This is a genomic window from Pseudoduganella umbonata, from assembly GCF_014192225.1.
Taxonomy (GTDB): domain Bacteria; phylum Pseudomonadota; class Gammaproteobacteria; order Burkholderiales; family Burkholderiaceae_D; genus Rugamonas; species Rugamonas umbonata.
The window spans coordinates 485,859-506,444 of sequence record NZ_JACHXS010000002.1; the positions used below are offsets into that span (position 1 = coordinate 485,859).

A 20,586-nucleotide genomic window follows, 5' to 3' on the forward strand; every position below is an offset into this window, starting at 1 on the left:
CATGGTGTCGGACACCGGTGTTTGTTCCCGAGATCCTGCGAAAACCGGTGTCCGACACATGAATGTGTCCGACACCAGTCACGCGAGCGCCATCGGCCATTTCCGCGCCGCTGTTGCTTTCCGCGAGTCGTTGATACGGATCAATACCACCAACCTTCCTCCCGGCAATCTGGAACTTCTCTTGATCTGTTCGATATGGAGGAGTGATGGCAAAGCCAATGGCATTGATCCTGCAAGGTGGCGGCGCGCTGGGCGCGTTCGAGTATGGCGTCGTGACCGCGCTGGTCGACGAGGGCTGGCATCCGCGAGCGGTGACGGGCGTGTCGATCGGCGCGATCAACGCGGCGTCGATCGCCGGGGCGAAGGAGGGCGATATCGCCGCCAGCCTGAAGAACATCTGGCAGGCGATCACGCTGCCCACCGTGCCCTTCCTGCCGCCCGGCAGGCAGGCCAACCTGTCGCTGCTGGGCAATCCGAACTTCTGGCTGTCCCGTACCGATTACTGGAACATGCCGGGCTGGACCAGTTTCTGCACGACGGCGCCGATGCTGGCCACGCTGGCAGCCCATCTCGATTTCGAACAGCTCAACGATCCCGGCCACATGCGCTTCGGCGTCACGGCCACCAGCCTGCATACCGGCGGCCAGACCACGTTCTCCAACCACGTGGCACAGGGCGCGCACGTCGCCGGCGGCCACCACCGGGCGGTGCGCACGACGCTCACGCCATCGCACGTGGTCGCCAGCGGCAGCCTGCCGCCGGGCTTCCCCGCCACGCGCATCGACGGCTGCGAGTACTGGGACGGCGGCCTGTTTTCCAATACGCCGATCGATTCCCTGCTGAACCTGCTGGAGCCGGAGGAAATCGGCTCGCTGCCGATCTTCGTCGTCGACCTGTTCCCGACCGACGGCCAGCCGGCCCCGGCCACGATGCAGGAAGTGCAGACGCGCGCGATCGCGCTGCAATACCAGAACCGCTTCTGGGACCAGTATGGCGGGGATGCCCGGCTCGACGGCTTCGTGGCGATGCTCGACAAACTGGAGACGGTGGCGGCCGGCACGGCCGTCGAAGGCATGCCGGCGTTTGCCTGGCTGATGCGCCTGCGCGCGCTGAGGAACCTGCACGTGATTGCCGCCACGCCGGCACCGGCCGGCGGCGATCACGATTTCTCGCAGCAGGGCGTGGCGGGCCGCTACGAGGCGGGGTACGCGGCGGCGCAGCAATACCTGGCGCGGACGGCGCCGTGGCCGATGCTGCGGTCGGCGGCGTGATTCGCTTCTGGTGTCGGACATTTTTCCCGGGGTTGGGGAAAAGTGTCGGACACCGGTTTTCCATGCCGTGCCGACTGCGAATGAGCACACCGGTGTCCGACACCTTTTCCGGGAAAATCACCCGGAAAAAGTGTCCGACACCAGGGCGCGGGGACACCAGGGGCGCTGGCGTCGCGGACGTAAAAAAGCCCGGGTATCGGCCCGGGCTTTCGATATCGGCAGCGCGAAGTCCGCGCCCGGCAATCAGTTCGCCAGCAATCCCGTCGGCTTGATCCGCGTCGGCATCGGCTTGCCCTTCTTCGCGCGCTTGCCGAAGTGTTCGCCCTCGGCCAGCGCGTTCGGCGTCATCCGCTCTTCCTTCGCCTTCTGCGCGTTGCCGATGCCCAGCACCGTCACGCCTTTCTGGGTGATCGCGCAGGCGGCCACCAGTTTTTCCTTCGGCTCCAGTTCCATCAGGGTGACGCCGCGGCCGCCGTTGGCCAGTACCTTCATCTCGTCCATGCCGAACACCAGCAGGCGCGCCTTTTCGGATACGACGGCGATCGCGCTGGCGTCGGGCAGCACCACGCTGGGCGCCAGCGGCTTTGCGCCATCGTCCAGCGTGAGGAACGACTTGCCGCTCTTCTGGCGGCTGACCATGTCGCCCGCCTTCGTGATGAAGCCGAAGCCGGCGTCGGAGGCCATCAGCAGCTGGGTCGACGCGGGGCCGGCGAAGTAATGCAGCAGGCGTGCGCCGCCGGACAGGTCGACCAGCGTGGTGATCGGCACGCCGTCGCCGCGCGCGTTCGGCAACGCAGCCACCGGCACCGAGTACACGCGGCCGTTGTCGCCGAAGCCGAGCAGCGTGTCGACGGTGCGGCATTCGATCGCGTCGTGCAGCGCATCGCCGGCCTTGAACGTGAACTGGCCGCGGTCATGGCCGATGCCGGTGCGCGCGCGCACCCAGCCCTTCTGCGAAATGATCACGGTCACCGGTTCGTCGACGATCTTCTGTTCGACGGTGGCGCGCTGCGCTTCCTCGATCAGCGTGCGGCGCGCATCGCCATACTGCTTGGCGTCGGCCTCGATCTCGCGGATGATCAGCCGCTTCATCGACGAAGGATTGTCGAGCAGGTCCTGCAAGGTGCCTTTCTCCTTGCGCAGCTCGGCCAGCTCCTGCTGGATCTTGATCGCTTCCAGCCGCGCCAGCTGGCGCAGCCGGATCTCGAGGATATCCTCGGCCTGCCGGTCGGACAGGTTGAAGCGGGCGATCAGCGCCTGCTTCGGCTCGTCCGCATTGCGGATGATGTGGATCACCTCGTCGATGTTCAGCAGGATCGTCTCGCGGCCTTCCAGGATATGGATGCGGTCGTCGACCTTGGACAGGCGGTGCTGCGTGCGGCGCGTCACCGTGGCGAAGCGGAAGGCGATCCACTCCGTCAGGATCTCGGTCAGGCCCTTCTGGCGCGGCCGGCCATCGCCGCCGATCATCACCAGGTTCATCGGCGCCGACGTTTCCAGCGAAGTGTGCGCCAGCAGCATCAGCATGAATTCGTTCTGGTCCTGGTTCTTCGATTTCGGCTCGAACACCAGGCGCACCGGCGCGGCGCGGCCCGATTCGTCGCGGATCGTGTCCAGCGCGCCGAGGATCTGCTGCTTCAGCGCCAGCTGTTCCGGCGACAGCGCCTTCTTGCCCAGCTTGACCTTCGGATTGGTCAGTTCCTCGATTTCCTCCAGCACCTTCTGCGCCGACGTGCCCGGCGGCAGTTCGTAGACGACCGCCTGCCACTGGCCGCGCGCCAGTTCCTCGATCTTCCAGCGCGCCCGCACCTTCATGCTGCCGCGGCCGGAGGCGTACATGTCGGCGATCTGCGCCTGCGGCGTGATCAGCTGCCCGCCACCCGGGAAGTCCGGGCCCGGCATCATGTCCATCAGCTCGGCGTGCGACAGTTTCGGATTGCGGATCAGCGCCACGGTGGCCGCGGCCACTTCGCGCAGGTTGTGCGACGGGATCTCGGTGGCCATGCCGACGGCGATGCCGGAGGCGCCGTTCAGCAGCGCCATCGGCAGCCGCGCCGGCAGCAGCGCCGGCTCTTCCGTCGAGCCGTCGTAGTTAGGGATGAAGTCCACGGTGCCCTGGCCGATCTCGTCCAGCAGCAGCTTGGCGATCGGCGTCAGGCGTGCTTCCGTATAACGCATCGCCGCGGCGCCGTCGCCGTCGCGCGAGCCGAAGTTGCCCTGGCCATCGATCAGCGGGTAGCGCAGCGAAAAGTCCTGCGCCATGCGCACCAGCGCGTCGTACACCGACTGGTCGCCGTGCGGGTGGAGTTTACCCAGCACGTCGCCGACCACGGTGGCCGACTTGCGCGGCTTGGCCGTGGCGTTCAGCCCCAGTTCGTTCATCGAATACAGGATGCGGCGCTGCACCGGCTTCTGGCCGTCGCACACGTCGGGGAGGGCGCGGCCCTTGACCACGGAAATCGCGTAATCGAGGTAGGCGCGTTCGGCAAAGGTGGACAGCGTCAGCGATTCGCCGCCGTCGCCGCCGTTGCCATTATTGGCGCCATTGTCCGGATCATCCGGCGGCGGTGCGTCAAAGAGGTTTGCTTGGCTCATGGTGCTCGTTCAATATAAATGTCGGCGGATCAGATGTCGGCTTCGACTTCGTTGCCGTGTTCCTCGATCCATGCGCGGCGGGCGGCGGCTTCGCCTTTGCCCATCAGCATGTTGAAGCGGGCCGCCGCTTCGGTGTGCGCGAAGTCGCCCAGCGCCACCGGCAGCAGGCGCCGCGTATCCGGGTTCATCGTGGTTTCCCACAGCTGCTCGGCGTTCATCTCGCCCAGGCCCTTGAAGCGGGAGATGCTCCAGCTGCCATCCTTCAGGCCATCCTTGCGCAGCTTGTCCTCGATCGCGGTCAGTTCGCCGTCGTCCAGCGCGTACAGTTTCTGGATCGGCTTCTTGCCCCGCGCCGGCGCATCCACGCGGTACAGCGGCGGGCGCGCCACGCAGATATTGCCGTTCTGGATCAGTGCCGGGAAGTGGCGGAAGAACAGCGTGAGCAGCAGCACCTGGATGTGCGAGCCGTCCACGTCGGCGTCCGACAGGATGCAGATTTTCCCGTAGCGCAGGTTCGACAGGTCCGGCGTATCGGTGAAGCTGTGCGGGTCGACGCCGATGGCCACCGCGATATCGTGGATCTCGTTGTTGGCGAACAGGCGGTCGCGGTCGGTTTCCCACGAGTTCAGCACCTTGCCGCGCAGCGGCAGGATGGCCTGGAATTCCTTGTCGCGGCCCATCTTCGCCGAGCCGCCCGCCGAGTCGCCCTCGACCAGGAACAGTTCGGTGCGGGTGATGTCGGTCGATTCGCAATCGGTCAGCTTGCCCGGCAACACGGCCACGCCGGACGATTTCTTCTTTTCCACCTTCTGCGCCGAGCGCAGGCGCGACTGGGCCTGCTTGATGACCAGTTCGGCCAGCTTCTTGCCCCAGTCGATGTGCTGGTTCAGCCACAGTTCCAGTGCCGGCTTGCTGTAGGTCGACACCAGGCGCACCGCATCGCGCGAGTTCAGGCGTTCCTTGATCTGGCCCTGGAACTGCGGGTCCAGCACCTTCGCCGACAGCACGAAGGAAGCGCGCGCAAACACGTCTTCCGGCAGCAGTTTCACGCCTTTCGGCAACAATGAATGCAGTTCGACGAAGTTCTTCATCGCCCCGAACAGCCCTTCGCGCAGGCCCGATTCGTGGGTACCGCCGTTCGGCGTGGGAATCAGGTTCACGTAGGACTCGCGCATGATCGCGCCTTCTTCCGTCCACGCCACCACCCACGAGGCGCCTTCGCCTTCGGCGAAACCTTCCGCATCGGGGCCGGCGAACTGCTCGCCCTCGAACAGCGGCACGAAGGTTTCGCCGTTGCCGGTCTGCGCCAGCGCTTCGGTCAGGTAGCCGCGCAGGCCGTCGTTGTACTGCCAGGTCTGCACGTCGCCGGTCTTGCCGTTCTTCAGCGTGACGGTCACGCCCGGCAGCAGCACCGCCTTCGAGCGCAGCAGGCGCTGCAGCTCGACCTGGGAAATCAGCGGCGAATCGAAATACTTCGCATCGGGCCATGCCGTGACGCGGGTACCGGATTTCTTGCCGTCCTTGGGCGCCGGGCCGGAGGTCAGGGGCTGGACCAGGTCGCCGTTTTCAAACGCGATGGTGTGGTAGCCGTTGCCCTTGTCGTCCTTGCGCCAGACATTGATTTCCAGGCGCTTCGACAGCGCGTTGGTGACGGACACGCCGACGCCGTGCAGGCCGCCGGAGAACGCGTACGCGCCGCCCGAGCCCTTGTCGAACTTGCCGCCGGCGTGCAGCCGGGTGAACACGATTTCCACCGTGGGCACGTTTTCTTCCGGGTGCAGGCCGACCGGGATGCCGCGGCCGTCATCCTCGACGGTGATGCTGCCGTCGGCATTCTGGGTGACGACGATGTTCCGGCAATGGCCGCCCAGTGCTTCGTCGGATGCGTTGTCGATCACCTCCTGGATGATGTGCAGCGGATTCTCCGTGCGGGTATACATGCCGGGGCGCTGCTTGACGGGCTCCAGGCCCTTCAGCACGCGGATCGATGATTCGCTGTAGTCGGAAACAGGTTTTTTGGTGGCCATACGTGGTGATTGACACAAGAAGTGCAGATTGGGTTAGACCGGCATTCTATCCGAGGGGCCGGGCGGGAAAGCAAGTACTCCCGCGAAACATCTGTATAAATATACAGTAAAAAGGCGTTTTTATACCTTGTTTACACGGGGGCGGCAAGTCTTTACCCCGTTTTTAGACCCCCGTCGATAACCTGCCTTCCATTACAACAGCTGGAAGGAAAGCGATGGATATCGTGTTTTTGGCCCTGATCGGCGCCTTTGCGGCACTGGCCTGCGGCATGGCGGCGGGCTGCGCCCGGCTGCAGGCCGGCCCGGGAACGCAGCCATGAGCGCCGATCTCGTTTATGTCGCCGGCGCCGTCGGCGCCGCCGGCCTGCTCGTCTACCTGGTGGTGGCGCTGCTGAAGGCGGAGGACCTGTGACCACCCCGTCGCTTCTTCTCCTCTCCGCCTTCCTGGTGGTGCTGTTCCTGCTCGCCTGGCCGCTGGGCGCCTTCCTGGCCCGCGTCGGCGCAGGCGACGGCGCGATCCGCGGCCTGGGCTGGCTGCACCGGTTCGAAAGTGCGCTGTACCGCGCCGCCGGGCTGCCCGCCGACCGGGCGATGGGCTGGAAAACCTATGCCGTCGCGCTGGTCGTCTTCAACGCGCTGGGCACGCTGTTCGTCTACGCCGTGCAGCGCCTGCAGGCCTGGCTGCCGCTGAATCCGCAAAACCTGCCGAACGTGAGTCCCGATTCGTCGTTCAACACGGCTGTCAGCTTCGTCGCCAACACCAACTGGCAGGGCTACGCGGGCGAACAGACGATGAGCTACCTGACGCAGATGGTGGCGCTGGCCGGCCAGAATTTCTTCTCGGCGGCCACCGGCATCGCCGTCGTCTTCGCACTGGTGCGCGCCTTCGCAGCCCGGTCGAGCGCATCGGTGGGCAATTTCTGGGTCGACGTCACCCGCGCCACACTGTACGTGCTGCTGCCGCTGTCGCTGCTGCTGGCCATCCTGCTGATGAGCCAGGGCGTGATCCAGAACTTCGACACCTACCGCGCCGTTGCCACGCTGGACGGCGGTGTGCAGACGCTGGCGATGGGCCCCGTCGCTTCGCAGGAAGCGATCAAGCTGCTGGGCACCAACGGCGGCGGCTTCTTCAACGCCAACTCCGCGCATCCGTTCGAGAACCCGACGGCGCTCGTCAACTTCCTCCAGCTGCTGGCGATCTTCCTGATTCCCACCGCGCTGTGCTTCGCGTTCGGCCGCATGGTGGGCGACATCCGCCAGGGCTGGGCCGTGCTGGCCGCGATGACGATCGTGTTCGTGCTGATGACGCTCGCGGTGTTCGCCGCCGAACAGGCCGCGCACCCGGCGCTCGGGGCACTCGGCGTGGACCAGGCGGCGGGCCCGCTGCAATCGGGCGGCAACATGGAAGGCAAGGAAACCCGCTTCGGGGTCAAAGGCTCGGCGCTGTTCGTGGCCGTGACCACGGCCGCCTCCTGCGGCGCCGTGAATGCGATGCACGATTCGCTGATGCCGCTGGGCGGCGCCGTGCCGCTGCTGCTGATGCAGTTCGGCGAGGTGATCTTCGGCGGCGTTGGCTCCGGGCTGTACGGCATGCTGGTGTTCGCCATCCTGGCCGTGTTCGTGGCCGGCCTGATGATCGGCCGCACGCCCGAATACCTGGGCAAGAAGATCGGCCCGCATGAAATGAAGATGACGTCGCTGGCGATCCTCGTCACGCCGATCCTCGTGCTGGGCGGTACCGCCGTCGCCGTCGTGACGGGCGCCGGCACGGCCGGCATCGCCAACCCGGGCGCGCATGGCTTCTCCGAGATCCTGTACGCGTTCACTTCGGCCGCCAACAACAACGGCAGCGCGTTCGCCGGGCTGTCCGCCAACACACCGTTCTACAACACGATGCTGGCGGTCGCCATGTGGTTCGGCCGCTTCGCCGTGATCGTGCCCGTGCTGGCGATCGCCGGCTCGCTGGCCGGCAAGCAGCGCCTGCCCGTCACGGGCGGCACGATGCCCACCCATGGCCCCCTGTTCGTATTCCTGCTGATCGGCACCGTCGTGCTGGTCGTGGTGCTGAACTACGTGCCGGCGCTGGCGCTGGGCCCTGTCGTCGAACACCTGCAACTTTTCCGGTAAGAGGATTCCATGTCACGCACTCCGCTGGCACTTTTCGATGCGCGGCTGGCCGTTCCCGCGCTGGGCGACGCCTTCCGCAAGCTGCACCCGCGCGTGCAGCTGCGCAGTCCCGTCATGTTCGTCGTCTACGCCGGCAGCATCGCCACCACGCTGCTGGCCGCGATGGCCGCCGCCGGCGGGGGCAATGCCGGCTTCACCGCGGCGATCGCCGTCTGGCTGTGGTTCACCGTGCTGTTCGCGAACTTCGCCGAGGCGCTGGCGGAAGGGCGCAGCAAGGCCCAGGCGGCGTCGCTGCGGGCGCTCAAGACAACGGTCACGGCGAAGAACCTGGCCACGCCGGCATATGGCACGCCATGGCTGCCGGTGCCCGCATCCGACCTGCGCAAGGGCATGACGGTGCTGGTCGAAGCTGGCGACGTGGTGCCCGCCGACGGCGAAGTGATCGAAGGCGCCGCGTCCGTCGACGAAAGCGCGATCACCGGCGAATCGGCGCCCGTGATCCGCGAATCGGGCGGCGATTTCTCGGCCGTCACGGGCGGCACCCGCGTGCTGTCGGACTGGCTGGTGGTGCGCATCGCCGTCAACCCCGGCGAGGCGTTCATCGACCGGATGATCGCGATGGTCGAAGGCGCCAGCCGGAAGAAGACGCCGAACGAAATCGCGCTGACGATCCTGCTCGTCGCACTGACCATCGTGTTCCTGGTGGTGACGGTCACGCTGCTGCCGTTCTCGCTGTTTGCCGTGAAGGCGGCCGGCAGCGGCACGCCCGTCTCGATGACGGTGCTGATCGCGCTGCTCGTGTGCCTGATCCCGACGACGATCGGCGGCCTGCTGTCGGCCATTGGCGTGGCCGGCATGAGCCGCATGATGGCGGCGAACGTGATCGCCACGTCCGGCCGGGCGGTGGAAGCGGCCGGCGACGTCGACGTGCTGCTGCTGGACAAGACCGGCACGATCACGCACGGCAACCGCCAGGCGGCCGCGTTCCTGCCGGCGCCCGGCGTGACGGAAGAGCAGCTGGCCCGCTCGGCGCGGCTGGCCTCGCTGGCCGACGAGACGCCGGAAGGGCGCAGCATCGTCGTGCTGGCGCGCCAGCGCGATCCGGCCGGGCAGCGCATCGACGAGAAGGAGCATCAGCTGGCGCTGGCCGATGGCGGCGACGAGATCTCGTTCGTGGCGTTCACGGCGCAGACGCGGATGAGCGGTGCCGACATCGGCGGCCGGCAGGTGCGCAAGGGCGCCGCCGACACGATGCGCAAGTACGTCGAAGGGCAGGGCGGGCGCTGGCCGGCCGAGGTGGCGCGCCTGGCCGACGACGCGGCGCGGCGCGGCAGCACCCCGCTGGTGGTTGTCGACGATGGCCGGGCGATGGGCGTGGTGGAGCTGAAGGACATCGTCAAGGCCGGCATCCGCGAACGCTTTGCCCAGTTGCGCCAGATGGGCATCCGCACCGTGATGATCACCGGCGACAACCGGCTGACGGCGGCGGCCATCGCCGCCGAGGCGGGTGTCGACGACTTCCTCGCCGAAGCGACGCCCGAGGACAAGCTGAAGCTGATCCGCGGCCAGCAGGCCGAGGGCCGGCTGGTGGCGATGACGGGCGACGGCACCAACGACGCGCCGGCGCTGGCCCAGGCCGACGTGGCGGTGGCGATGAACACCGGCACCCAGGCGGCCAAGGAGGCCGGCAACATGGTCGACCTGGATTCGAACCCGACCAAGCTGCTGGAGATCGTGGAGATCGGCAAGCAGATGCTGATGACGCGCGGCGCGCTGACCACGTTCTCGATCGCCAACGACGTGGCCAAGTACTTCGCCATCATTCCGGCCGCGTTTACCGGCACCTATCCGGCACTGGGGGCATTGAACGTCATGCACCTGGCCAGCCCGGACTCGGCGATCCTGTCCGCCGTCATCTTCAATGCGCTGATCATCGTGTTCCTGATCCCGCTGGCGTTGCGGGGCGTGAAATACCGGGCGCTGGGCGCGGCCGTGCTGCTGCGCCGCAATTTGCTCGTCTATGGTCTCGGCGGCCTGGTGCTGCCGTTCGCCGGCATCAAGCTGATCGACATGGCGCTCGCCGCACTCAACCTCGCCTGAAAGACGCATCATGACCAATTATCTCCGCCCCGCGGCAACCATCTTCATCGCCTTGACGCTGCTGTGCGGCATCGTCTACCCCTACGTGGTGACCGGCTTTGGCAGGCTTGCCTGGTCCGGCCAGGCCGCCGGCAGCATCGTCACCCATGACGGCAAGGCGATCGGCTCGCGCCTGATCGGCCAGGCGTTTACGTCGCCGCGCTATTTCTGGGGCCGTCCGTCGGCCACGGCGCCGGTGCCGAACAATGCGTCGGCTTCGGGCGGCTCGAACCAGGGGCCGCTGAATCCGGCGCTGGCCGACGCCGTCAAGGCCCGCATCGCGGCATTGCGTGCGGCCGATCCGGGCAATGCCGCACCGGTGCCGGTGGATCTCGTGACCGCGTCGGCCAGCGGCCTGGATCCGGACATCAGCCTGGCCGCTGCGCATTACCAGGCCGGCCGCGTGGCGCGCGCCCGCGGCATCGCGCCGGCCCGCGTGACGGCCCTGATCGACCAGCATGCCGAGCGGCCGCTGTCCGGTTTCCTGGGCGAGCCGAAGGTGAACGTGCTGGCGCTGAACATGGCACTCGACCAGCTTGCTCCCGATGCGCGGTAATCGACTACACTGCGCCGCATGATTCCCATCGACAGCCAACGCCCCGACCCGGATGCCCTGCTGGCGCAGGTGCAGGCCCGCGAGCAGCGCGAGGCGCGCGGCCGGCTGCGCATCTATTTCGGCGCGTCGGCCGGCGTGGGCAAGACGTACGCGATGCTGTCGGCCGCGCGCAAGCTGCAGGCCGAGGGCGTGCGGCCACTGGTGGGCATCGTCGAGACGCATGGCCGCGCCGATACCGCCGCCCTGCTCGACGGGCTGGACGTACTGCCGTTGAAGGGGGCGGCGTGGCGCGGCAGGACGCTGCCCGAATTCGACCTCGATGGCGCGCTGGCACGGCGGCCGGACCTGGTCCTGGTGGACGAGCTGGCGCACTCCAACGCGCCCGGCGCGCGCCACCCGAAGCGCTGGCAGGATGTCGAGGAACTGCTGGAAGCGGGCATCGATGTGTTCACCACGGTGAACGTGCAGCACCTGGAAAGCCTGAACGATGTCGTCGGCGGGATCACCGGCATCCGCGTGGCCGAAACGCTGCCCGACACCGTGTTCGACCGCGCCGACGAAGTGGTGCTGGTGGACCTGCCCGCCGACGAACTGCTCGGCCGCCTGAAGGATGGCAAGGTTTATCAAGGCGAGCAGGCCGGGCGCGCGGCCAGCAACTTCTTCCGCAAGGGCAACCTGATCGCGCTGCGCGAACTGGCGCTGCGCCGCACGGCCGACCGCATCGGCGACGACGTGCAGGCCTACCGCGTGGAGAAGGCCATCCGGCCGCTGTGGAAATCGGGCGCCGCGCTGCTGGCCTGCGTGGGCCCGCGTTCCGGCGGCGAACAGGTGGTGCGCAGCGCCGCCAGGCTGGCCAGCCAGCTGAATACGGACTGGCATGCCGTGTACGTGGAGACGCCGGCGCTGCAACGCCTGCCCGCCGGCGACCGTGAAAGGATCCTGCAGACGCTCAAGCTGGCCCAGGACCTGGGCGCCACCACGGCGGTGCTGGCCGGCGACGACATCGGCGCCGCCATCGCCCGCTACGCGCTGGCGCAGAACATCGCGAAAGTGGTGCTGGGCCGCGCCGTACCCACATGGCCGTGGCGCATCCCGCACCTGCGCCGCGTCGCCGCCGCCGCCCCGGGCCTGGACCTCATCGAAGTCGCTGCCACCGAGCAAAGTTCCAGCAAAACCGGTGACAGACACCGGTTATTTGGAAACATTCCGGACGGAACGGGCGTGAAACCCTACCTGCTGGCCCTGGCCGCCAGTGGCGTCGTCGCGCTGGCGGGCCTGCCGCTGGCGGAGGCACTGGAAATCACCAATATCGCCATGCTGTTCCTGCTGGCCGTGCTGGTGGTGGCCTTCCGCCTGGGCCGCGGGCCGGCGGTGCTGTGCAGCTTCGCCAGCGTCGCGGCGTTCGATTTCCTGTTCGTGCAGCCGGCGTTCTCGTTTGCCGTCAGCGATTTGCAGTACCTGATCACGTTCGCCGTGATGCTGGTCGTGGGACTGATCACGAGCCACCTGACGGCAAACCTGCGCTTCCAGGTCCGCGTGGCATCGCACCGCGAGGAACGGGTGCGGGCGCTGTACGAATATGCGCGCGAACTGACCGGCGTGCTGCAGGCGGAGCAGGTGGTCGAGATCACGCAGCGCACGCTGGCGCAGGCGTTTCGCGCGCGCGTGGCATTGCTGCTGCCGGACGACGAAGACCGCCTGGTGCCGGCGGCGACGGCGGTACCGGCAGATGGCACCGAGGCCGCCGCTGTCCCCGACCCGGCCATCGCCCAGTGGGCCTTCGACCATGCCGAAGCGGCCGGCATCGGCACCGGTACGCTGCCGGCGTCGCCGCTGTTCTACCTGCCGCTGGTCGCGCCGATGCGCACGCGCGGCGTGCTGGCGCTGCAGCCCGAAGAGCGGCGCTGGCTGCTGATTCCCGAGCAGCGCCGCCAGCTCGACACGTTCGCCGCGCTGGCCGCGATCGCGCTGGAGCGGGTGCACTACATCGACGTGGCGCAGCATGCGCTGGTGCAGATGGAATCGGAACGGCTGCGCAATTCGCTGCTGGCGGCGCTGTCGCACGACCTGCGCACGCCGCTGACGTCGCTGGTGGGGCTGGCCGAATCGCTGGCGATGTCGAAGCCCGCCCTGAGCAGCGGGCAGGTGGACCTGGCGCGCGCCCTGCAGGAAGAAACCGTGCGCATGAGCACCCTGGTCACCAACCTGCTCGACATGGCGCGCATCGAGAGCGGTGCCGTGCGCCTGAACCTGCAATGGCAGGCGCTGGAGGAAACGGTGGGCAGCGCGCTGCGCGCCAGCCGCGCGCTGCTGGCCGGGCACCGCGTCGTCACGCAACTGCCGCGCGACCTGCCGCTGGTGCGCTACGATGCCGTGCTGGTCGAGCGGGTGTTCGGCAACCTGCTGGAAAACGCGGCGAAGTACACACCGGCCGGCAGCACGATCACGCTGGGTGCCCTGGTCCGCGACGACAAGCTGGCAGTGACGGTGGCCGATGATGGTCCCGGCCTGCCGGCCGGCCAGGAAGAAGCGATCTTCGAGAAATTCACGCGCGGCGAACGCGAGTCGGCCAAGCCCGGCGTCGGGCTGGGACTGGCGATCTGCCGCGCGATCGTCGAGGCACACGGTGGCGGCATCTCCGCACGGCGCGGCGACGACGGGGGCGCGGCCCTTGTCTTCACGCTGCCGCTGGGCACCCCGCCCGCGCTGCCGGAGGAAACGTTGGATGACCGATAAGTTGACAGACAAGCTGATGCCGACCGCGCTGCTGGTCGAGGACGAACCGCAGATCCGCCGCTTCGTGCGGCTGGCGCTGGAGGAGGAGGGCTGGCACGTGCAGGAGGCGGCCACCATGCAGCGCGGCCTGATCGACGCCGGCACGCGCCGCCCCGACCTGGTGATCGTCGACCTGGGCCTGCCCGATGGCGATGGCGTGGACCTGATCGCCGACCTGCGCAAATGGTCGCCCGTGCCGGTGATCGTGCTGTCGGCCCGCGTCAGCGAAGAGGAAAAGATCCGCGCGCTCGACGCCGGCGCCGACGACTACCTGACGAAACCGTTCGGCGTGGGAGAGCTGCTGGCCCGGGTGCGGGCGCTGCAACGCCGGCGGCGCGCACCGGAACAGGATGCCGCCGGCGTGGTGCAGTTCGGCGACGTGAAGGTCGACCTGCCGGCGCGCATGGTCACGCGCGCCGGCCAGATGGTGCACCTGACGCCGACCGAGTACCGGCTGCTGTCCGTGCTGGTCAACAATGCCGGCCGGGTCGTGACCAATCCGCAGCTGCTGCGCGAGGTGTGGGGGCCGTCGAATGCCGAGAACGGCCACTACCTGCGCATCTACATGGGCCACCTGCGCCAGAAGCTGGAGCGCGATCCCGCCCAGCCGGCACACCTGCTGACCGAGACGGCGGTCGGCTACCGGCTGCTGCTCGCACCCGGCTAGAACTCCCTTACCACGCAGCACCGGGCCAGCTGCGCCGTGCGCTGTCGCGCGACGGCGAAGGCCCCGTACATCCTTGCATTTTGAAAGATCATCATGAAACGACTGATTTCAGGCCTCTCCATTGCCATGGCATTTGCCGCGAGCGCGTCGGCGCAGGTCACGTACAACGTGGCCGGTGTATCCGACTACCGCTACCGGGGCATTTCGCAGACCCGGCTGCAACCCGCGCTACAGGGCGGCGCCGACTGGACCGGCAAGGGCTTCTACGTTGGGGCCTGGGCCTCGACGGTCAAGTGGACGAAGGATGCCGGCGGCGAAGGCAGCGTCGAGATCGACGTCTACGCCGGCAAGCGCGGCGAGATCGCCGGCGGCATCACCTATGACGTGGGAGTGCTGGGCTACGCCTATCCGTCGAACGGCCTGCATCCGGACGCCGATACGCTGGAAGGCTACGGCCAGCTGGGCTACGGCCCGGCCACGCTGAAATACTCGCATGCGGCAACCAACCTGTTCGGCTTTTCCGACAGCCGGCACAGCGGCTACCTGGATGCCTCGCTCAACCACGACGTGGGCGGCGGCTGGACCGTCAACCTGCACGCCGGCCGGCAAAAAGTGCGCAGCCACGATGCCGCCAGCTATACGGACTGGAAGGCCGGCGTGACGAGGGACTTCGGCATTGTCACCGTGGCGCTGGCTTACATCGGCACCAACGCCAGCGAATCCGCTTACGCGTCGCCCGTCAACGGCAAGTTCACGGGCCGGGATGGCGTGGTGGTGACGGTGTCGAAGGTGTTCTGACGACCGGAGGAAGGGCCGATTGCTGGATACCCATTAGCCAGCCGTCCGGCCAGCAGCATCTTCGCTTCGCAGGCGCCCTCGCTGACGACGGTGACGATCATGATTTCACCATGCGGCCGAACTGGGCGGAGGGCAGGTATTGCATCACTGCCGCCATCAGCGCGCGCATCGCCGGCTCGGTGACACGCAGCCATACGACCATCCTCGTCGCATGCTCGATGGGCTGCATCCGCATGAACGACAGCATGCTGCCGCAATGGCGCACGACAAGGCGGCGCAGGTCGAGCATGCATGCGCTGTCGACAGTGATCTGAAGGAGCAGGGTGGAGCAGGGTACGGTATCGGTCATGGTGGCCATCGCTGTGCAGTTGGACTGGATTCACGATAGCAGCGCATCCCTGGCGGGTCCGTAAAGAAACGGACCGTTCCCGTAACCGCCGTGTAAAAACCGTAACGGCTATTTCGACAGCACCCGCATCGCCCGCTCCAGGCCTTCGAGCGTGGTGGGATACATCCGGTCGTTGACGATCTGCCGGACGATGGCGATCGATTGCCGGTACTGCCAGAACTGTTCCGGCTCCGGATTGAGCCACACGAACTTCGGGAAGGCATGCGTGAAACGGGCCAGCCACTCGGCACCGGCTTCCTCGTTGTTGTATTCGACCGAGCCGCCCGCCTGCAGGATTTCATAGGGGCTCATGGTGGCGTCGCCGACGAAGATCAGCTTGGTGTCGGGCGTGTACTTGCGCAGCACGTCCCAGGTGGAAAAGCGCTCGGCATTGCGGCGCCGGTTATTCTTCCACAGGTAGTCGTAGACGCAGTTGTGGAAGTAAAAGAACTCCATGTTCTTGAATTCCGACTTCGCGGCGGAGAACAGTTCCTCGGTGCGTTCGACGTGGTCGTCCATGGTGCCGCCCACGTCGAACAGCATCAGGACCTTCACGTTGTTGCGGCGCTCCGGCTGCATGCGGATATCGAGCCAGCCGGCGTTGTTGGCGGTGGCGCGGATCGTCTGGTCCAGCGCCAGCTCTTCGTGGGCGCCGTCGCGCGCGAAGCGGCGCAGGCGGCGCAGGGCAACCTTGATGTTGCGGGTGCCGAGCTCCTTGCCGGCGTCGTAATCCTTGTAGGTGCGCTGCTCCCACACCTTGACGGCGGTACGGTTGCCGCCTTTTCCTCCAATCCGGACACCTTCCGGATTGGTGCCGCCATTGCCGAACGGCGACGTGCCGCCGGTGCCGATCCACTTGCCGCCGCCTTCGTGGCGTTCCTTCTGTTCTTTCAGCAGCTCGGCCAGCCGGTCCATCAGCTTGTCGTAGCCGAATTTTTCCAGCGCGGCCTTCTGCTCGTCGGTCAGCTCGCGCTTCATGCGCTGCAGCAGCCAGTCCAGCGGGATCGACGCCTTGCCGTCGAACGCGCCGTCAATGCCCTTGAAGTACTGGGCAAAGGCGCGGTCGTAGCGGTCGTAGTGGGCTTCGTCCTTCACCAGTACCAGGCGCGCCAGGTAATAGAAATCGTCGAGCGATTGCGTGACGACGCCCTTTTCCATCGCCTCCAGCAAGGTGAGGAATTCCTTGATGGTGACGGGGATTTTCGCGTCCTTCAGCGTGAAGAAGAAGTCGATCAGCATGGGCGTGGACGTTGCAGGAGGTCGTCGATATGGGCACGGATTTCCGGCCATTCGCCGCGCACGATGCTGTACATGACGGTATCGCGCACGGTGCCGTCGCGCCGCATCGCGTGGTGGCGCAGTACGCCGTCCTTCTTCGCGCCGAGCCGTTCGATGGCGGCCTGCGAGGCATGGTTGAAGTTGTCGGTGCGCAGGCCAGCGACGGCGCAGCCCAGCGTGTCGAAGGCGTGCGCCAGCAGCATGCGCTTGCAGCTTGTGTTCACGTGGCTGCGCTGGCGGCTTTTCGCATACCAGGTGTAGCCGATCTCGAGGCGGCCGATGGCGGGCACGATGTCGTGGTAGCTGGTGGTGCCCAGGATCTGCCCGGTGGCGGCATCGAGCACGGCGAATGCCAGCCGGCCGGGGCGCATTTCAAGCGCGGTGGCGATGTAGGCCGCCACGTTTTCCGGCTCGGGGACGGATGTGACGCGCAGCTTCCAGAGTTCGCCGTCGCGGGCGGCCGCGCGCAGGCCGTCGGCATGCTCCGGGCCCAGCGGCGCCAGGCGCACGCCGTTGAACTCCAGCGTGACGGGCTGCACAACGATCATCGGTTGGTCCTCGACATGAATACGAGGCGCTCGAACAGGTGCACGTCCTGCTCGTTCTTCAGCAGCGCGCCGTGCAGCGGCGGCACGATGGCCTTGCTGTCCTGGCTGCGCAGCGCCTCGGGCGGGATGTCCTCGGCCAGCAGCAGCTTCATCCAGTCGAGGAATTCGGAGGTCGACGGCTTCTTCTTCAGGCCCGATACGTCGCGCACTTCGTAGAACGTGCGCAGCGCCTGCGCGAGCAATTCCTGTTTCAGGTGCGGGAAGTGCACCTTCACGATCGCTTCCATCGTATCCTTGTCGGGGAAGGCGATGTAGTGGAAGAAGCAGCGGCGCAGGAAGGCGTCCGGCAGTTCCTTCTCGTTGTTCGACGTGATGATGACCAGGGGGCGGTGCTTCGCCACCACCATCTCGCGCGTCTCGTACACGTAGAACTCCATCCGGTCCAGTTCGCGCAGCAGGTCGTTGGGGAATTCGATGTCGGCCTTGTCGATCTCGTCGATCAGCAGCACCACCGGTTCCGGCGCGGTGAACGCCTGCCACAGCACGCCCTTGACGATGTAGTTGTGGATGTCGCGCACGCGCTCGTCGCCCAGCTGGGAATCGCGCAGGCGCGAAACGGCGTCGTATTCGTAGAGCCCCTGCTGCGCCTTGGTGGTCGACTTGACGTGCCATTGCAACAGCGGGCGGTCCAGCGCGGCGGCCACTTCCTCGGCCAGCATGGTCTTGCCGGTGCCCGGTTCGCCCTTGACCAGCAGCGGGCGCTGCAGCGTGAGCGCCGCGTTGACGGCGAGTTTCAGGTCGGCTGTGGCAACGTACTGGGCGGAGCCTTCGAAACGGGGAGTCTGGTGGGGAGCGGTCATGGAAAAGCTTTCCGGAGCGAACAAAAAAGGCCAGTATACGGTAGTTCCGAGCATGCCAGAACGTACTGGAATCGTGGTGGACGACCGGAAACAGCTGCGCTAGAATCGGCCGCTGGTAGCACGAAAAGCAAGTATTTATGCAAGCAGCAAGGGGGACACGGAGACCGCGATGAGAATGAGTCCCCTCCAATTACTCTTTTGGATTCGACTAGCCACCCATGAATAGACTCATAGCAGTGTTCCTGCTTGCCGGCGCCACGCAGGCAACCCCGGTCGCCATCGCCGCGGACGTCGTCGGCAACCCGGCCGCCGCGCCAGCCAAGATCGAAATGTGCATCGGCTGCCATGCCATCCCCGGCTACAAGGCTACCTTCCCCGAAGTGTTCCAGGTGCCGAAGATCGGCGGCCAGAACGCCAGGTACATCGAAGCGGCGCTGAAGGCCTACCAGAAAGGCGATCGCAAGCATCCGTCGATGAAGGGCATCGCCGTCAGCCTGTCCGACCAGGACATCGCCGACATCGCCGCCTATTACGCCAAGCAGAAATGAGGAAGACCACGATGAAGAAAACCCTGCTCGCCGTGGCCTGCTGCATCGCCTCCGCCACCGCCTTCGCCGCCAACATCAACAACGGCAAGGCGCTGGCCGACAAGTACGCCTGCGCCACCTGCCACGGCAAGGACTACAACTCGCCGATCGACCCGAGCTATCCGAAGCTGGCCGGCCAGCACAAGGATTACCTGGCGCACGCGCTGGTCGCCTACAAGCGCGGCGACGGCCCGAACGGCCGCAACAACCCGATCATGGGCGGGCTGGTGAAGCCGCTGTCGAACAAGGATATCGAGGACCTGGCTGCGTATCTGCACAGCCTGCCGGGGTCGATGGTCGTCAAGCGGTAGTTTTCAGGAAAACCGGTGTCCGACGCCAATGCCGTTCAGATAAGCGAAATTCGACATTTGCCGACGGCGCTTGCGTTACTGGTGTCGGACACCTCCAGGTGTCCGACACCGGTTTTCGGCGCCGTTTTTCGCAATATCCGAGCAAAAACCGGTGTCCGACACCAGGAAGCCGGTGTCCGACACCAGAGCGCAACCGCTATCGATTGCACCGGACACTGCTAACTGAACGGTATCAGGGCCTGTCCCTGTTTTTTATTGCTGCGCGCGCCGCTTGACGGCGTCGATGTACGCTTCGCCGTCCGGCGGCAGCCCGCTGCGCTGCGACTTCCAGATCATCTCCCCCAGGCATTCCATGATTTCGTGCTGCGCCTCGTGCGTGGAGTCGAGCTTTTTCGACAACGCTTCGTAGGCGGCGCGGATGCCACGCGGCGAATCGATCGATACCTGTTCGGAAATCGACAAATGCATCGACAGGTGCAGGAAGGGATTGGCCTGGCCGCCTTCCACCGAATAATCGCGCGCCAGCGCCGCGTCCACGTCGGCCAGCGCGTCATCGTATTCGGGATGCAGGCGCACCCAGTCCAGCGCCATCGCTTCGAGCGGGGTCAGGATTTCATGGGCGCGGTCCTTGCGGGACACTTCGCAGAAGAAGCGGCGGACGTCGTTGGAAGAGGGGGTGAACATGGCTGGCGGAGGGCGTGCATTGTGCAGGGAGGCGCACATTGTACAAAGAAACGCCGGCGCATGCCGTGGACGGGCAAGAACGACGCGGAACGCGATGCGGGGAAAAATCCCTGCCGGACACCGGTGCGAGGAAAACCGGTGTCCGACACCCTGCCGAAGGCAGGATGTCCGACACCAGTGCATCCGGCGGCGCGAAACGCCGGCAAACGCCGGCGAACGTCAGCGCTTGGCGGAACCGGCCAGCGCCGCGCCGTCGCAGCCGACCAGTTCCTGCGGTGGCGCCGCAACGTTCTGATGCTGCGGCCGCTGCCCTTGCTGGCCGCGGCCGTGCGGCTGGCGCAGGTAGCGCGATGAATGACGGCGTTCGCCGTGCGCGGGCCAGGTCAGGAAGCGCGACAGCTCCTGCAGCGCGCGCTGGTACACCTCGCGCTTGAATTCGATGACCACGTCCAACGGCACCCAGTATTCGTGCCAGCGCCAGGCGTCGAACTCGGGATGATCCGTCAGGCGCAGGTTCACTTCATTGTCGCGCGCGCACATGCGCAGCAAGAACCAGATCTGCTTCTGGCCACGGTAATGGCCGCGGATCTCGCGCTTGATGAAATGGTCCGGCACCTCGTAGCGCAGCCAGTCGCGCGTGCGGCCCACGATTTTCACGTGTTCCGGCTTCAGGCCGATTTCTTCCTGCAACTCCCGGTACATGGCCTGTTCGGGTGTTTCGCCGTACTTGATTCCTCCTTGCGGAAATTGCCATGAGTGCTCGCGCACCCGCTTGCCCCACCACACCTCGTTATGCGAGTTGAGCAGGATGATGCCGACGTTGGGGCGGAACCCTTCCCGATCGAGCATAGTGCACCTCAAACTTTCTGCGTGCCGATGCAACCCTCTTTACATCTATCTCTTACATTTTTGCCCACAAGTCCGCCTGCCTTCACTGCCTCCCTGGTACGGAGACGGGCGGCAAGCCCGCTGTTG

At 66.4% G+C, this 20,586-nt stretch carries 18 protein-coding genes; 10 read left to right on the forward strand and 8 right to left on the reverse strand.

All coding sequences use genetic code 11. The features are described 5' to 3' along the window. Positions 1–206 precede the first annotated feature (206 nt). Positions 207–1,271, forward strand: coding sequence for a patatin-like phospholipase family protein (locus tag FHS02_RS07180; RefSeq protein WP_137314703.1), 1,065 nt, complete (start codon positions 207–209; stop codon positions 1,269–1,271). A 243-nt stretch (positions 1,272–1,514) separates the two neighbouring features. Here the strand turns inward: FHS02_RS07180 and parC are convergent, their stop codons facing one another. Continuing rightward, a complete protein-coding gene (gene parC, locus FHS02_RS07185; RefSeq protein ID WP_137314702.1) occupies positions 1,515–3,866 on the reverse strand; it encodes a DNA topoisomerase IV subunit A in 2,352 nt (783 codons plus the stop codon). A gap of 29 nt (positions 3,867–3,895) precedes the next feature. Further along, a complete protein-coding gene (locus FHS02_RS07190) occupies positions 3,896–5,893 on the reverse strand; it encodes a DNA topoisomerase IV subunit B (protein ID WP_137314701.1) in 1,998 nt (665 codons plus the stop codon). 316 nt (positions 5,894–6,209) lie between these two features. Here FHS02_RS07190 and FHS02_RS07195 point away from each other — a divergent pair, with 316 nt between their 5' ends. The 7 genes from FHS02_RS07195 (at position 6,210) to FHS02_RS07225 (ending at position 14,955) form a co-directional block, all read left to right on the forward strand. Beyond that, positions 6,210–6,305 (forward strand): potassium-transporting ATPase subunit F, encoded by a 96-nt coding sequence (locus FHS02_RS07195; RefSeq protein ID WP_137314700.1) that lies wholly within the window; start codon positions 6,210–6,212, stop codon positions 6,303–6,305. Next, positions 6,302–8,020 (forward strand): potassium-transporting ATPase subunit KdpA, encoded by a 1,719-nt coding sequence (gene kdpA, locus FHS02_RS07200; RefSeq protein WP_137314699.1) that lies wholly within the window; start codon positions 6,302–6,304, stop codon positions 8,018–8,020. The genes FHS02_RS07195 and kdpA overlap by 4 nt, the downstream gene beginning before the upstream one ends. Positions 8,021–8,029: 9 nt before the next feature. Then, positions 8,030–10,120 (forward strand): potassium-transporting ATPase subunit KdpB, encoded by a 2,091-nt coding sequence (kdpB, locus tag FHS02_RS07205; protein ID WP_137314698.1) that lies wholly within the window; start codon positions 8,030–8,032, stop codon positions 10,118–10,120. Positions 10,121–10,130: 10 nt separating this feature from the next. After that, positions 10,131–10,715 carry a potassium-transporting ATPase subunit KdpC gene (gene kdpC / locus FHS02_RS07210; protein WP_137314697.1) on the forward strand — a complete coding sequence of 195 codons (585 nt, stop codon included), beginning with the start codon at positions 10,131–10,133 and terminating at the stop codon, positions 10,713–10,715. An 18-nt stretch (positions 10,716–10,733) separates the two neighbouring features. Beyond that, positions 10,734–13,451 (forward strand): DUF4118 domain-containing protein, encoded by a 2,718-nt coding sequence (locus tag FHS02_RS07215; protein ID WP_137314696.1) that lies wholly within the window; start codon positions 10,734–10,736, stop codon positions 13,449–13,451. Further along, positions 13,441–14,157, forward strand: coding sequence for a two-component system response regulator KdpE (gene kdpE, locus FHS02_RS07220; protein WP_175424836.1), 717 nt, complete (start codon positions 13,441–13,443; stop codon positions 14,155–14,157). Before FHS02_RS07215 ends, kdpE begins: the two co-directional genes overlap by 11 nt. A gap of 93 nt (positions 14,158–14,250) precedes the next feature. Beyond that, positions 14,251–14,955 (forward strand): TorF family putative porin, encoded by a 705-nt coding sequence (locus FHS02_RS07225; RefSeq protein ID WP_137314695.1) that lies wholly within the window; start codon positions 14,251–14,253, stop codon positions 14,953–14,955. A 97-nt stretch (positions 14,956–15,052) separates the two neighbouring features. Here FHS02_RS07225 and FHS02_RS07230 read toward each other — a convergent pair whose 3' ends face one another. The 4 genes from FHS02_RS07230 to FHS02_RS07245 form a co-directional block, all read right to left on the reverse strand. Further along, positions 15,053–15,313, reverse strand: a complete 261-nt coding sequence (locus FHS02_RS07230; protein ID WP_229422234.1) for a hypothetical protein — start codon at positions 15,311–15,313, stop codon at positions 15,053–15,055. A 99-nt stretch (positions 15,314–15,412) separates the two neighbouring features. Continuing rightward, complete coding sequence (locus FHS02_RS07235) at positions 15,413–16,582, reverse strand: vWA domain-containing protein (RefSeq protein WP_137314694.1); 1,170 nt, start codon at positions 16,580–16,582, stop codon at positions 15,413–15,415. Continuing rightward, positions 16,576–17,169, reverse strand: a complete 594-nt coding sequence (locus tag FHS02_RS07240; protein WP_137314693.1) for a GNAT family N-acetyltransferase — start codon at positions 17,167–17,169, stop codon at positions 16,576–16,578. The genes FHS02_RS07235 and FHS02_RS07240 overlap by 7 nt, the downstream gene beginning before the upstream one ends. After that, complete coding sequence (locus tag FHS02_RS07245; RefSeq protein ID WP_137314692.1) at positions 17,166–18,029, reverse strand: AAA family ATPase; 864 nt, start codon at positions 18,027–18,029, stop codon at positions 17,166–17,168. The genes FHS02_RS07240 and FHS02_RS07245 overlap by 4 nt, the downstream gene beginning before the upstream one ends. Positions 18,030–18,247: 218 nt before the next feature. Between FHS02_RS07245 and FHS02_RS07250 the strand changes: the two genes are divergently transcribed. Next, positions 18,248–18,577, forward strand: coding sequence for a c-type cytochrome (locus FHS02_RS07250; RefSeq protein WP_137314691.1), 330 nt, complete (start codon positions 18,248–18,250; stop codon positions 18,575–18,577). Between the two features lie 11 nt (positions 18,578–18,588). Then, positions 18,589–18,927: a c-type cytochrome gene (locus FHS02_RS07255; RefSeq protein ID WP_137314690.1), complete on the forward strand. Its 339-nt coding sequence runs from the start codon at positions 18,589–18,591 to the stop codon at positions 18,925–18,927. 252 nt (positions 18,928–19,179) lie between these two features. On the opposite strand, the gene FHS02_RS07260 is transcribed toward FHS02_RS07255, so the two are convergent. Beyond that, positions 19,180–19,611 carry a DUF1841 family protein gene (locus FHS02_RS07260; protein WP_137314689.1) on the reverse strand — a complete coding sequence of 144 codons (432 nt, stop codon included), beginning with the start codon at positions 19,609–19,611 and terminating at the stop codon, positions 19,180–19,182. A gap of 219 nt (positions 19,612–19,830) precedes the next feature. Then, positions 19,831–20,460, reverse strand: a complete 630-nt coding sequence (locus tag FHS02_RS07265; protein WP_137314688.1) for an RNA pyrophosphohydrolase — start codon at positions 20,458–20,460, stop codon at positions 19,831–19,833. Between the last annotated feature and the right edge of the window lie 126 nt (positions 20,461–20,586).

What these genes read in the sequence shown, in the direction of transcription:
- FHS02_RS07180 (WP_137314703.1), top strand. Translation starts at nt 207, where the DNA reads ATGGCAAAGCCAATGGCATTGATCCTGCAAGGTGGCGGCGCGCTGGGC.
- parC (WP_137314702.1), bottom strand. Translation starts at nt 3,866, where the DNA reads ATGAGCCAAGCAAACCTCTTTGACGCACCGCCGCCGGATGATCCGGAC.
- FHS02_RS07190 (WP_137314701.1), bottom strand. Translation starts at nt 5,893, where the DNA reads ATGGCCACCAAAAAACCTGTTTCCGACTACAGCGAATCATCGATCCGC.
- FHS02_RS07195 (WP_137314700.1), top strand. Translation starts at nt 6,210, where the DNA reads ATGAGCGCCGATCTCGTTTATGTCGCCGGCGCCGTCGGCGCCGCCGGC.
- kdpB (WP_137314698.1), top strand. Translation starts at nt 8,030, where the DNA reads ATGTCACGCACTCCGCTGGCACTTTTCGATGCGCGGCTGGCCGTTCCC.
- kdpC (WP_137314697.1), top strand. Translation starts at nt 10,131, where the DNA reads ATGACCAATTATCTCCGCCCCGCGGCAACCATCTTCATCGCCTTGACG.
- FHS02_RS07215 (WP_137314696.1), top strand. Translation starts at nt 10,734, where the DNA reads ATGATTCCCATCGACAGCCAACGCCCCGACCCGGATGCCCTGCTGGCG.
- kdpE (WP_175424836.1), top strand. Translation starts at nt 13,441, where the DNA reads ATGACCGATAAGTTGACAGACAAGCTGATGCCGACCGCGCTGCTGGTC.
- FHS02_RS07225 (WP_137314695.1), top strand. Translation starts at nt 14,251, where the DNA reads ATGAAACGACTGATTTCAGGCCTCTCCATTGCCATGGCATTTGCCGCG.
- FHS02_RS07230 (WP_229422234.1), bottom strand. Translation starts at nt 15,313, where the DNA reads ATGGCCACCATGACCGATACCGTACCCTGCTCCACCCTGCTCCTTCAG.
- FHS02_RS07235 (WP_137314694.1), bottom strand. Translation starts at nt 16,582, where the DNA reads ATGCTGATCGACTTCTTCTTCACGCTGAAGGACGCGAAAATCCCCGTC.
- FHS02_RS07240 (WP_137314693.1), bottom strand. Translation starts at nt 17,169, where the DNA reads ATGATCGTTGTGCAGCCCGTCACGCTGGAGTTCAACGGCGTGCGCCTG.
- FHS02_RS07245 (WP_137314692.1), bottom strand. Translation starts at nt 18,029, where the DNA reads ATGACCGCTCCCCACCAGACTCCCCGTTTCGAAGGCTCCGCCCAGTAC.
- FHS02_RS07250 (WP_137314691.1), top strand. Translation starts at nt 18,248, where the DNA reads ATGAATAGACTCATAGCAGTGTTCCTGCTTGCCGGCGCCACGCAGGCA.
- FHS02_RS07255 (WP_137314690.1), top strand. Translation starts at nt 18,589, where the DNA reads ATGAAGAAAACCCTGCTCGCCGTGGCCTGCTGCATCGCCTCCGCCACC.
- FHS02_RS07260 (WP_137314689.1), bottom strand. Translation starts at nt 19,611, where the DNA reads ATGTTCACCCCCTCTTCCAACGACGTCCGCCGCTTCTTCTGCGAAGTG.
- FHS02_RS07265 (WP_137314688.1), bottom strand. Translation starts at nt 20,460, where the DNA reads ATGCTCGATCGGGAAGGGTTCCGCCCCAACGTCGGCATCATCCTGCTC.